The sequence below is a fragment of the Myxococcota bacterium genome (assembly GCA_035498015.1).
Lineage (GTDB): Bacteria > Myxococcota_A > UBA9160 > SZUA-336 > SZUA-336 > VGRW01.
Genome location: DATKAO010000076.1, coordinates 1 through 11,927 on the forward strand (window position 1 = coordinate 1; position 11,927 = coordinate 11,927).

At 70.2% G+C, this 11,927-nt stretch carries 10 protein-coding genes; 7 read left to right on the forward strand and 3 right to left on the reverse strand.

Translation table 11 applies throughout. From position 1 onward, the window contains the following. Positions 1–2,900: HAMP domain-containing protein (locus VMR86_05980; GenBank protein HTO06589.1), on the reverse strand; the 2,900-nt coding region annotated here is incomplete at its 3' end. Between the two features lie 304 nt (positions 2,901–3,204). On the opposite strand from VMR86_05980, the gene VMR86_05985 reads away from it, so the two are divergent. The 6 genes from VMR86_05985 to VMR86_06010 all read left to right on the forward strand — a co-directional run bounded on the left by VMR86_05985 (position 3,205) and on the right by VMR86_06010 (position 8,820). Beyond that, a complete protein-coding gene (locus VMR86_05985) occupies positions 3,205–3,609 on the forward strand; it encodes a nuclear transport factor 2 family protein (protein ID HTO06590.1) in 405 nt (134 codons plus the stop codon). 44 nt (positions 3,610–3,653) lie between these two features. Further along, the gene (locus VMR86_05990) at positions 3,654–4,076 is read left to right on the forward strand and encodes a hypothetical protein (GenBank protein HTO06591.1); all 423 of its coding nucleotides are present in this window, start codon (positions 3,654–3,656) and stop codon (positions 4,074–4,076) included. Beyond that, on the forward strand, positions 4,073–4,510 hold the full coding sequence (locus VMR86_05995; GenBank protein HTO06592.1) for a hypothetical protein: 438 nt from the start codon (positions 4,073–4,075) through the stop codon (positions 4,508–4,510). The genes VMR86_05990 and VMR86_05995 overlap by 4 nt, the downstream gene beginning before the upstream one ends. 72 nt (positions 4,511–4,582) lie before the next feature. Further along, positions 4,583–5,461: an AraC family transcriptional regulator gene (locus VMR86_06000; protein ID HTO06593.1), complete on the forward strand. Its 879-nt coding sequence runs from the start codon at positions 4,583–4,585 to the stop codon at positions 5,459–5,461. After that, positions 5,458–6,531 carry a serine hydrolase gene (locus tag VMR86_06005; protein ID HTO06594.1) on the forward strand — a complete coding sequence of 358 codons (1,074 nt, stop codon included), beginning with the start codon at positions 5,458–5,460 and terminating at the stop codon, positions 6,529–6,531. The genes VMR86_06000 and VMR86_06005 overlap by 4 nt, the downstream gene beginning before the upstream one ends. A 33-nt stretch (positions 6,532–6,564) precedes the next feature. Continuing rightward, the gene (locus VMR86_06010; protein ID HTO06595.1) at positions 6,565–8,820 is read left to right on the forward strand and encodes a PAS domain S-box protein; all 2,256 of its coding nucleotides are present in this window, start codon (positions 6,565–6,567) and stop codon (positions 8,818–8,820) included. A gap of 42 nt (positions 8,821–8,862) precedes the next feature. Here VMR86_06010 and VMR86_06015 read toward each other — a convergent pair whose 3' ends face one another. Then, positions 8,863–9,675, reverse strand: coding sequence for a methyltransferase domain-containing protein (locus VMR86_06015; protein HTO06596.1), 813 nt, complete (start codon positions 9,673–9,675; stop codon positions 8,863–8,865). 28 nt (positions 9,676–9,703) lie between these two features. After that, entirely contained in the window at positions 9,704–11,542 is a 1,839-nt protein-coding gene (locus VMR86_06020) for a DUF2339 domain-containing protein (protein HTO06597.1), read from the reverse strand. A 247-nt stretch (positions 11,543–11,789) separates the two neighbouring features. Between VMR86_06020 and VMR86_06025 the strand changes: the two genes are divergently transcribed. Next, entirely contained in the window at positions 11,790–11,918 is a 129-nt protein-coding gene (locus VMR86_06025; protein ID HTO06598.1) for an SEC-C metal-binding domain-containing protein, read from the forward strand. Positions 11,919–11,927 lie beyond the last annotated feature (9 nt).

Genomic DNA, 11,927 nt, shown 5'->3' on the forward strand with positions numbered 1-11,927 from the left:
GTGACCTCGGCGATGTTGCGCACCTGGCTGGTCAGGTTGCCGGCCATGGCGTTCACGGAGTCGGTCAGGTCCTTCCATGTGCCGGCGACGCCGGGCACCACGGCCTGTCCGCCGAGCCGGCCCTCGGTGCCGACCTCGCGCGCCACGCGAGTCACCTCGCCCGCGAACGAGCGCAGCTGCTCGACCATGGTGTTCAACGTGTCCTTCAGCAGCAGGATCTCGCCGCGCACGTCGACGGTGATCTTCTTGGAGAGATCTCCGTTGGCGATCGCGGTGGCGACCTCGGCGATGTTGCGCACCTGGCTGGTCAGGTTCGACGCCATGAAGTTCACGGAGTCGGTCAGGTCCTTCCACGTGCCGCCGACGCCGGGCACCTGAGCCTGGCCGCCGAGCTTGCCGTCGGTGCCGACCTCACGCGCGACACGAGTCACTTCGCTCGCGAACGCGTTCAGCCGGTCGACCATGGTGTTGAGCGTCTCCTTGAGCAAGAGGATCTCGCCCGACACGTTGACGGTGATCTTCTTCGACAGGTCGCCGTTGGCGATCGCGGTCGCGACCTCGGCGATGTTGCGCACCTGGCTGGTCAGGTTCGACGCCATGAAGTTCACGGAGTCGGTCAGGTCCTTCCACGTGCCCCCGACGCCGGGCACGTGCGCCTGGCCGCCGAGCTTGCCCTCGGTGCCGACCTCGCGCGCCACGCGAGTCACTTCGCCGGCGAAGCCGTTCAGCTGGTCGACCATCGTGTTCAGCGTCTCTTTCAGCTGCAGAATCTCGCCGGACACGATGACCGTGATCTTCTTCGACAGGTCGCCGTTCGCGATCGCGGTCGCGACGTCGGCGATGTTGCGCACCTGAGCGGTCAAATTGGACGCCATGGAGTTGACGTTGTCGGTCAGGTCCTTCCAGGTGCCCGCGACGCCGGGCACCTGGGCCTGGCCGCCCAGCTTGCCGTCGGTGCCGACCTCGCGCGCCACGCGAGTCACTTCCGCGGCGAACCCGTTCAGCTGGTCGACCATGGTGTTCAAGGTCTCTTTCAGCTGCAGGATCTCACCGCGCACGTCGACCGTGATCTTGCGCGACAGGTCGCCCTGCGCGACCGCGGTGGCGACCTCGGCGATGTTGCGCACCTGCGCCGTGAGGTTGGTCGCCATGGAGTTCACCGAGTCGGTCAGGTCCTTCCACGTGCCTGCCACGCCGGGCACCTGGGCCTGGCCGCCCAGCTTGCCGTCGGTGCCGACCTCGCGCGCCACGCGAGTCACTTCGGCGGCGAACGCGTTCAGCTGGTCGACCGTGGTGTTCATGGTCTGCTTGAGCTGCAGGATCTCGCCCGACACGTCGACCGTGATCTTCTTGGACAGGTCGCCGTTGGCGATCGCGGTGGACACCTCGGCGATGTTCCGCACCTGCGCGGTGAGGTTGTTCGCCATGGAGTTCACCGAGTCGGTCAGGTCCTTCCACGTGCCCGCCACGCCCAGCACTTTGGCCTGGCCGCCCAGCCGGCCCTCGGTCCCGACCTCGCGCGCCACGCGAGTCACTTCGCTCGCGAACGCGTTCAGGCGGTCGACCATGGTGTTGAGCGTCTCCTTGAGCAACAGGATCTCGCCCGACACGTTGACGGTGATCTTCTTCGACAGGTCGCCGTTGGCGATCGCGGTCGCGACCTCGGCGATGTTGCGCACCTGGCTGGTCAGGTTCGACGCCATGAAGTTCACGGAGTCGGTCAGATCCTTCCACGTGCCGCCGACGCCGGGCACCTGGGCCTGGCCGCCCAGCTTGCCCTCGGTGCCGACCTCGCGCGCCACGCGAGTCACCTCGCCGGCGAAGGCGTTCAGCTGGTCGACCATGATGTTCATGGTGTTCTTCAGCTCGAGGATCTCGCCGCGCACGTCGACGGTGATCTTGCGCGACAGGTCGCCACGCGCGACCGCGGTGGTGACCTCGGCGATGTTGCGCACCTGGCTGGTCAGGTTGCCGGCCATGGCGTTCACGGAGTCGGTCAGGTCCTTCCAGGTGCCGGCGACGCCGGGCACCACGGCCTGGCCGCCCAGCCGGCCTTCGGTGCCGACCTCGCGCGCCACGCGAGTCACTTCCGAGGCGAACGAGCGCAGCTGGTCCACCATGGTGTTGGTGGCTTCCTTGAGCTGCAGGATCTCGCCGCGCACGTCGACGGTGATCTTGCGCGACAGGTCGCCGTTCGCGACCGCGATCGTCACGTCGGCGATGTTGCGCACCTGGCCCGTCAGGTTCGAGGCCATCGAATTCACGCTCTCGGTCAGGTCCTTCCACACGCCCGAGACGCCGGGCACGTGCGCCTGGCCGCCGAGCTTGCCGTCGGTGCCGACCTCGCGCGCCACGCGAGTCACTTCCGAGGTCACCACGCCCAGCTGCTGGATCATGGTGTTCACGATCGCTGCCGAACGCAGGAAGTCGCCTTCGAGCCGGCGCCCGTCGACCTCGAGCTCCACGGTCTGGAGCAGGTTGCCTTGCGCCACGGCGGCGATCGCGCGAGTCACCTCCGCGTTCGGCCGCACCAGGTCGTCGATCAGCTGATTGTACGAGGCCTGCATGGCCGCCCACGCGCCGCGCGTGCGAATCACGCGCATGCGCTGCCGGGTCTTGCCTTCCTTGCCGACCACCTCGCCCACGCGCGCCAGCTCGCTCGCCAGGTCCTGGTTGAGCGCGACGAGCTCGTTGAAGCGGTCCGCGATCTTGCCCTCGAGGCCGGCCCAGTCGGTCGGCAGGCGCGCGGAGAAGTCACCGTCGCGGACCGCATCGAGCGCGCGCAGCAGCTCGCGCAGATCGGAAGGCGAGGCGTGGGGAGCGGACCCGTTCGTGGCGCCGTTCTCGCGCGCGCGCCGCTTGCGGGGGGTCGGGGAGTCGCTCGGGGTCGGGCTAGACATCTCTGCTCCCCAGCGAGGGCGATGGCCGTTGGGGGTTGGTCAATCCGACGAGGGGAGCAGAGAGTCCAGACCGGTGCGCACGGAAACGGAGGCTCGGAAAATTCCGCAACCGCTTTGTAGAAACTGCAGCTGTCACGCCGAAAACCCGCCGTCTTCCGAGCGCCGCAGCACTCGTCGCGCGCAGTCAGTGCGAGACCCGGACCATTCTCCTCTTCATCGCCCGGCGCCTTGCGCAGCGGAAAATTCGCGCCGGCTGAGGAATGCTTCACAGCGCAGCGCGCCGGGCGGATCGAAGCTTCGGGTCATGATCAACTTCCAAGGTCTCGACACGAGGGACGCGAGAGAGTTCGCCGACCAGTGGCTGCCCGCCTGGACGGGCAACCGGCCCGAAGTGCTGGTCTCGTTCTACACCGACGACGCCTTCTACGCCGACCCGGGGCTCTGGCCGGGCATCAAGGGGCGGGCGGCGCTGCTGGCCTACTTTGGCAAGCTCTTGAAGAGGTTCCCGGACTGGCGCTGGACGCAGCGTGGGTCGCAGCCGCTGAAGGACGGCTTCCTGAACGGCTGGCACGCCACGATCCCGGTGGGCAAGGAAGTGGTCGAGGTCGACGGCGTGTGCACGGTGCAGCTGCGCGGCGGGCTGATCTACCGCAACGTGGTGTACTTCGACCGGACCCCCCTGCTGGCGGCGGTCGCGCGGCAAAAGTAACCGCTCGGGCAGGCCGATGCTTCCCCGACAGGAAGGAGTCGGCCATGGCGGGCGTGTCGCTGTTCCGGATCGACAAGGTGGTCGAGTGCGTGCACTACCCCGAGGTGCGCGCCGTCGTGTCCCACTGGGAGTCACTTTGCAACTCGGAGTGCGTGGCCGCGATCAAGCGCGGCTCCGACGAGTGCCGGCGCGTGGGTGCCAAGACCTGGATCGTCGACCTGACCCAGAACCCGGGCGTGCCCTCGCAGGCCGACCTGCGCTGGATGGAGAGCGAGGGCGTCGAGCTGGGCAAGCGCAACGGCGTGACCGCGGTCATCAACGTGCACGGCGAGAGCGCGCTCGCCGCCATGGGCTCGAAGCGCTGGACGCGCGGCGCCAGTCAGGGCGGCATGGTGACCTGGGACTGCAAGTCACTCGCCGATGCGCTCGAGCTGGCGGGCAAGGTCGCCGCAGGGAAGGCGGCGTGATGTCGAAGAGCTTCACGCTGTTCAGCGTTCCCAAGGCGGTGACCGTGACCCATCACCCCGACGTGAAGGCGTGCATGGCCACCTGGTCCGATCTGTCCGCGCACTGTTTCCGCGAGGCGGTGACTCGCGGGCTCACCGAGTGCGGCCGCCTGCACTGCAAGTCGTGGATCGTGAACCTGACGGCGCCGACCCCGGGCGTGCCGAGCCAGGCCGACCTGGCGTGGATCGAGAGCGACTGCATCCAGATCGCCAAGGACAACGGCGTGGTCGCCGTGATCAACGTGCACGGCGCGAGCGCGATCGCGACCATGGGCGCCAAGCGCTGGAGCAAGATGATCATGCAGGGCGGCCTCACCTCCTACGACTGCCAAGCGGTGAGCGACGCCATGGCGCTGGCCGCCGAGATCGCGGCAGGAAAGAGTCACGAGGACTGAGCTCCCGGGCCGCGCGCGGCCCCGTCAAATCCGATCAAGACGCCGCAGCCCCCGCGCGGTAACGTCGCCGGGGTGACCATCCAGGCGCGCTTCCTGCGGTCCGTGGCGTACATCGAGCAGCACCTGCTCTCGCCGCTGTCGCTGCCCGACGTGGCCAAGCAGGCCGGCTTCTCGCCGCCGTACTTCTCGCGCCTGTTCCGCGCGCTGACCGGCGAGCCGTTCGCGGCCTATCTGCGCCGGCGGCGCATGACCGTGGCCGCGGAGCGCCTGGCGGACGGGGCTCGAGAGCTGCGGCTGGTCGATCTGGCGCTCGACTGCGGCTACGACTCGCAAGAGGCCTTCACGCGCGCGTTCAAGCGCACCTTCGGCCGGCCGCCGGGCGCGTTCCGCGCGCGCCCGGTCACCTGGAGCGCGCCGTTCCGCCGGCCGATCGACGCGCAGGAGCTGGCGCACCTGCGCGAGAGACTCACACCGCAGCCCGAGATCCGCGAGCTCGACGCGTTCACGGTGGTGGGCGTGCGCGAGCGCATCGAAGAGGACACTCGCGACCGGATCCCGGCGCTCTGGGGGCGGTTCAGGGAGCTGGTGAGCCGCATTCCGCACGTGGCGAGTGACTCGGGCCACGGGCTGTCGCTCAACGTCGACGAGACCGAAGGCAGCTTCGACTACGTGGCGGGCGTGCCGGTGTCGCGCGTGGGACGGCTGCCGGCGGGCGCGATCGCCGAGACGCTGCCGCCCGAGACCTACGCGGTGTTCGCGCACCGCGTGCGCAGCCTGCCGCTCCACACGGAGCTGGCGCCGACCTACCGCTGGATCTTCGGCACCTGGCTCCCGTCGTCGGACTGGGAGTACCCGGTGGGCATGGACTTCGAGCGCTACCCGCCCGGCTTCGACGCCAGCGAGGCGAAGGGCACGATCGAGATCTGGGTGCCGGTGAGGGCGCGGCGTTGAACCGGGTCGGCTGGCAGCGGGGGCCGAGTGACTGCCCGGGCCTGCCGGAGCCCGCCGAGTGGCCGAGAGTGACTCCGGCCGAGGCCGGGCTCGATCCCGGCGCGCTCGAGTCGGTCGCCGAGCGCATCGAGCGGCGCGAGCTCGAGAACGTGCATGCGCTCCTGGTCGTGCGCGGCGGGAAGCTCGCCTTCGAGCGCTACTTCGCGGGCGAGGACGCCCTGTGGGCGGAGCCGGCCAAGCCCGCCACGTTCGACGCCGGCGCGCTGCACGACGTGCGCTCGGTCTCGAAGTCGGTCGTGGGGGCGCTGGTCGGGATTGCGCACGGCGAGGGCGCGCTCCCCGATCTCGACGCGCCGATCGCGCGCTTCTTCCCTGTGCACGCGCGCGGTCGGGAGTCGGCGCTCGCGGGCCGTACGCTGCGCCACGCCCTCACCATGAGCGCGGGCCTCGCCTGGGACGAGCTCACTCACCCCTACTACGACCCGCGCAACGACGAGCACGGGCTGTGGCTCGCCGCCGATCCGCTCGCCTACGGTCTCTCGCGCCGGCCGGTGGCGGCGCCCGGCGCCGCCTTCGCCTACAACGGCAGCCTGCCGGTGGTGTTGGCGCAGGTCGTCGAGCAGGCGACGGGCGTGCCCTTCGACCGCTACGCCGTCGAGAAGCTGTGGTGTCCTCTGGGAGTGACCCGCGCCGAGTGGGTCCAGCACCCGTCGGGCGTGATCGTGTCGGCCTCGGGCCTCCGGCTCACGCCGCGCGCCATGGCGCGCTTCGGCCAGATGATGCTCGACGGCGGCCGTTTCGCCGGCCGCCAGATCGTGCCCCCCGACTACGCGCGCGCCTCGCTCGAGGCGCAGGTCACCTTGCCGGCCGGCTTCGGGGGCGCCACCGGCTACGGCTATCTGTGGTGGATCGGGCAGCTCCCGGTCGCGTCGGGCAACGGCGGGCAGCGCATCGTGCTCGACCGCGAAACAGGCACCGTGATCGTCACCACGGCGGGCCTGTACGACTCACCCAGGCAGGGCGAGGTGCCCATGCAGGTCGTCGCGGGAGTGCTCGCCGCTTACCGCTGAGGCCGCGCAACTGGTAGATTCAGCGGACTCCCCATGATCTCCGCGCGTCACCCGGCCCACGGCTACGTGGTCGCGGTCGCTGCCACCGCACTGGCGATCGCTGCGCGCGAGCTCGCCGACCCGTGGCTCGGCGACGCGCGCCCGCTCGTCACGCTCTACGGCGCGGTCGCCGCAGCGGTCTGGTTCGGCGGCTGGCGACCGGCGCTGCTATCGGTCGTGCTGGGCGTGCTCGTGGCCAACTATCTGTTCGTCGCTCCCCGCGCCACGATCTCGTTCAACACACCGGTCGAAGTGATCGGCACCCTGGCCTATCTCGTCACCTGCTCGCTGGTGATCGGCTTCGGCGAGCTGATGCGCCGCGCGCAGCGGCAGGCGCACGAGCAGCGCGAGCTGGTCAGCATCACGCTCGCCAGCATCGGCGACGCCGTGATCGCAACCGACCTGCGCGGGCGAGTCACTTCGATGAACGGCGTGGCCGAGGCGCTCACCGGCTGGCGACAGCTCGAGGCCGTGGGCCAGCCGATCGACGCCGTGTTCCGCATCGTGGACGACTCCACCCGCGAGGCAGCGCCCAACCCCGTCCTGCGCGCGCTGCGCGATGGCCGGGTGACCGGGCTCGCGGGTCACACCCTGCTGATCCGCCGCGACGGCCTGGAGCTGCAGGTCGACGACAGCGCCGCGCCGATCCGCGGCGTCGACGGCCGCGCGCAGGGCTGCGTGATCGTGTTCCGTGACATCACCATGCGCCGTGCCGAGGAGCGCCAGGTCTCGGAGCGGCTCGACGCCGCGCGCCTGCACGCCGCGATCGTGAGCTCCTCCGAGGATGCCATCGTGAGCAAGTCACTCCAGGGAGTCATCCAGACCTGGAACGCCGGCGCCGAGCGCCTGTACGGCTACCAGGCCACGGAGGCCGTAGGCCGCCACATCTCGCTGATCATCCCGAAGGACCGGCTCTCGGAGGAGGACGGCATCCTGCGGCAGATCCACGCGGGCCAGCGCATCGAGCCCTTCAACACCGTTCGCCAGCGCAAGGACGGCAGCACCGTGCACGTGTCGCTCAGCGTGTCGCCCGTGCTCGACGAGCGCGGCCGCGTGGTGGGTGTCTCGAAGATCGCGCGCGACATCAGCGCCCAGCGCGAGGCCGAGCAGCGCGTGGCCCGGCTGATGGCCGATCTGCGCGACGCCGACCGGCGCAAGGACGAGTTTCTCGCCACGCTCGCGCACGAGCTGCGCGGGCCGCTCGCGCCCGTGCGCAACTCGCTCGAAGTGCTGAAGCGCCCTGCGAGCGACGGGCGGCTGCTCGAGCGCGCGCGCACCATGCTCGACCGGCAGATCACCCACATGGAGCGGCTGGTCGACGACCTGCTCGACATCGCGCGCATCACGCGCAACCGGCTCGAGCTGCGCACGCAGCGGGTCGACCTTCGCCCGCTGCTCGCCCAGGCCGTGGAGGCGGCGTACCCCAGCGCCGAGGAGGCCGGGCACGCGCTCGAATTCGACAACGGCGGCGAGTCACTCGAGGTGATGGGCGATCCGGTCCGGCTGCTACAGGTGTTCGGCAACCTGCTGCACAACGCCAACAAGTACACCGACCGTGGCGGCCGGATCGAGCTGCGCGCCCGGCGCTGGAACGGGCTGGCCGAAGTGACCGTGCGCGACAACGGCGTCGGCATCCCGCCCGACCTGCTGCCCAAGGTGTTCGAGCTGTTCGCGCAGCTCGAAGAGAATCCCGGGCGCACTCAGGGCGGCCTGGGCCTGGGACTCACGATCGTGAAGCAGCTGGTCGAGATGCACGGCGGGCGGGTCGAGGCACACAGCGGCGGGCCGGGCCTCGGGAGTGAGTTCGTGGTGCGCCTGCCGCTGGCGAAGCCGGCCGCGCTGCCGGTGGCAGCGCCTCGGGCGGAGACCGCGAACGCGCCGCTTGCTGCGCGGCGGGTGCTCGTGGTCGACGATCTCGAGGACAGTGCCGAGTCACTCGCCATGCTGCTGCGCCTCGACGGCCACGACGTGCACGTGGCCAACGACGGCCCGGCCGCGCTCGAGGCGGCCGAGCGCCTGCGCCCCGAGCTGCTCCTGCTCGACGTCGGCCTGCCCGGACTGTCGGGTCTCGAGGTGTGTCGCCGGATCCGCAAGGAGCCGTGGGGGCGCGACGTCCGGATCGTGGCGCTGACCGGCTGGGGTCAGGACGAAGACCGCCGGCAAACCGAGGAAGCGGGCTTCGACGCGCACCTGGTCAAGCCGGTGCACCCCGACGAGCTGAGAGAGATCCTGCGTCCAGCCGCGGGCTGAGCTCAGAGCTTGCCTTCGCGCAACAGCTCGGCCTTCCTCCTGCTACGCCCGCTTGCCAAAAGCCTGGAAGAACAGGCCGGAGACCACGAGTGTCCCGGGGTCGTCCAGGTGGCCGCGCAGCTCCGAGGTCAGCTCGCGCAGCTCGGGCTCGGCGAGCAGGCCGTACTCCAGGATCCGGCCGCGCGCGTTCTCGACGAAGTCGAGCAGCAGGTAGCGGCGCCCGTGAGCGGGCGGATACACGTGCACCAGTGGGATCACTTCGACGTCTCGCACCCCCGCCGAGCGCAGCATGCGCGGGAGCCGGAGACCGATGTTGCGGTCCGTGCGCTCCCTGACCGAGACGGCATCGAGTATCTCGAGCAGCCGGTCCTGCGCGTGGTGGGGTGGGTCGATGCGCTGGGCCGACGCCACGGGCTCGTGCAGCGCGATCACTCCGCCCGGCTTCGTGAGCCGCACCATCTCGGCGAGTATCTCCTCGGGCTCCGGAACGTTCACCAGCACCAAGCGTGCGGTGACGAGATCGAAGCTTGCGGGGAGCAGTCCGGTGGCGCGGCCGTCGGCGCAGAGCAGCTCGACGTTCGCAAGACCGTGCGCGGCCACGAAACGCCGTGCGGTGTCGGCCTGCTCCGCGCTGCGCTCGATGCCAGTGACTCGGCCCGATGCGCCGACACGCTGCGAGAGCAGGCCCAGACAACCCTGCGGGCCGCAGCCGATCTCCAGCACGCGCCAACCTGCGCCGACCCCGATGCGGGCGAACAGGGCCTCGGACTCGCCGGCGAGCTCGCCAGCCTGGCGCTCGAGCCTTTCCTGCTCGGCTCGCCGGTAGCCCAGGAAATATGGATCGGGCTCGCCCATGCGCGAGCGAGTATATCCGCCGGAGCCTTCAGCCGAGCGGGTAGTCTGCGCGCAGGCGCTGCACCACCTCGGCGCTCCAGCTGCCGGCGCTCCCGAGATACGGAATGCCGCGCTGGGCCAGCTCGTCGGCGATGCCCTCGTTGGTCAGGCCCTGCCCGAGCAGGCGGCGGATCAGGTTGAGCTGCGCGTTCACCTCGCGGTCGGGGTGGAAGCGCTCGTCGGGCGGCGCCATGCGCTGGTAGAGCCAGCCACCCGCGTAGAGACTCACCGCCAGGATCACGAGCGTGAGCACGCGCAGCAGCGTGGCGCGGCCCGAGAGGTCGTAGAAGAGCACCTTCAGGCCCGAGGCCGCGAATACCACGAGCGACGACTGGCCCACCGTGCGCTCCTCGCGCTGCACGGCGTAGAGCAGGAGCGCGAGCGCGAAGACCGCCCACACGATCGAGACGACGAAGCCGCTGTCGAAGATGCGCGTCGACGCGGTCAGGAGCGTCACGTGACCCGCGTAGAGCAAGAGGGGCGCGAGTGAGTCCGTGCCGCGGCCGCGCCGGAACCAGGCGTACGTGAGATACAGCACGACCGCGTACAGACACAAGAGCGCCGAGGCGTACGGGATCGCGCTGCCGTGCTCGTGCTCGAGGAACAGGCGCCCGAGCTCGAACGAGAACAGGATGGTCGACACGATCACCACGGGCGCCGCGAGCGCGCGCGTGCGGTCGGCGCTCCACAGCGCGAGCGAGATCGCCGGCAGGAGCAGCGCGAGCCAGGGCGTGTAGGCCTCGGGGACGAGCTCGAAGAACATCACGTGCGCCGTGACCAGCGACGCATAGCTCGCGACCAGCACTGCGGCCGGAGCCGAGCTCACGCGCGGGCCGAGCGCAGCGCGCGCGGCGAGATACAGGGCGATCACGACCACGACGCTCGCGAGCGCGAGCCACGGCGCCCACTCGGGCAGGTTCTCGTGCAAGAGCGCGTACTCGACGCCGTAGAAGTAGAACAGGGCGAGGCCGTGCACGGCCGCGCCCTCGGAGGTCAGCGGCTCGCGGTGGCGCACAGAGAACACCACGGCCGCGGCCGAGAACACCGCGAACTGCGACAGCTGGTAGAGCAGCGCGGTGGTCCACGCGCGGTGCACCGGATCGAGCATGCGGAACAGCATGTCGAACCCGACCAGCGCGAAGACGAGCGCGAGCAGGTAGGTGAGTCGCCGGCCCTCGAACACCGCGAGCACCGAGAACAGCACGCTCCAGGCCGAGAAGTAGGCCACCACGTCTTCGAGCGCGCCGCCTGCGCCGTGCACCAGGAAGGGCGCGAGATAGCTGCCCACGATGGCCAGCAGCGAGTACACGCCGTTCTCGAAGTGCAGGCCCAGCCAGACGGCGGTGAACGTGACTACGGCGATCGCGCCGTACACGAAGCCGGGCTGCCACAGGTCGTACATCGTCTGACCCGCGTACAGCGCGAGATACAGGATCGAGACACCCGCGGCGGGCAGGTAGGCAGCGTACTTGCGGTCGAGCTCGGCCAGCCTGAGCCCGGCGCCGATCAGCGCCAGGCCGCCGATGAACGCGATGCCGATCTGCCGCTCGGGCGTGAGCCAGCCCGCGTCGTAGACCAGCTTCACGAAGTAGGTCGCGGCCAGGATGAAGGCCAGGCTCGCGGCCCAGGCCAGGACCTGCGTGGCGCCGATGCCGGGCCCCGGCACACGCCGCGGCGCGGGCCGTGGGGCCGGGTGTGGCCGCTCGGCCGAAGCCGGGGGCTGCGCTGCGGCAGCCGGCTGCGGGCGAGCGCCCGAGATACCCAGGCGCGCCTCGATGCGCGCCAGCCGTTCCTCGAGCGCCGAAATCCGATCGTCGGGAAGAGTCATTCGCGCCAGCTCCCTGACTCGCAGCTCGTGTGCAGCTTCGATTCGGACGTGTGAGTGGCGAACTTGACCGGACGTGGGCTATCTACCCCTGCCCTGAGATCGGGCCGAGGTGTCGCCATGGCACGCCGAGAGTCTCACGAAGACACACCCTGCTTTCGAGCCCACCAGTAAGCGCCGCAAGGGCGCCGCAAGGGCTTCCCGAGCGAGACGCGCGTGAAGCGCGGTCTGCGCGTGGTGCACGGGAGACGTGGAGCTCGTCGAAAAGCTCGGCCGCAACGACCTCTGTCCGTGCGGCTCGCGGCGGCGCTTCAAGAAGTGCTGCATGCGCTCCGGCCGCTTCGACGGCACGCCGCGCAGCTACTACGTCCGCGACTGACTGCCCGGG

Excerpts from the sequence above, each read along its gene's own strand:
- VMR86_06015 (HTO06596.1), bottom strand. The coding sequence starts at position 9,675 with ATGGGCGAGCCCGATCCATATTTCCTGGGCTACCGGCGAGCCGAGCAG.
- VMR86_05985 (HTO06590.1), top strand. The coding sequence starts at position 3,205 with ATGATCAACTTCCAAGGTCTCGACACGAGGGACGCGAGAGAGTTCGCC.
- VMR86_05990 (HTO06591.1), top strand. The coding sequence starts at position 3,654 with ATGGCGGGCGTGTCGCTGTTCCGGATCGACAAGGTGGTCGAGTGCGTG.
- VMR86_06020 (HTO06597.1), bottom strand. The coding sequence starts at position 11,542 with ATGACTCTTCCCGACGATCGGATTTCGGCGCTCGAGGAACGGCTGGCG.
- VMR86_06010 (HTO06595.1), top strand. The coding sequence starts at position 6,565 with ATGATCTCCGCGCGTCACCCGGCCCACGGCTACGTGGTCGCGGTCGCT.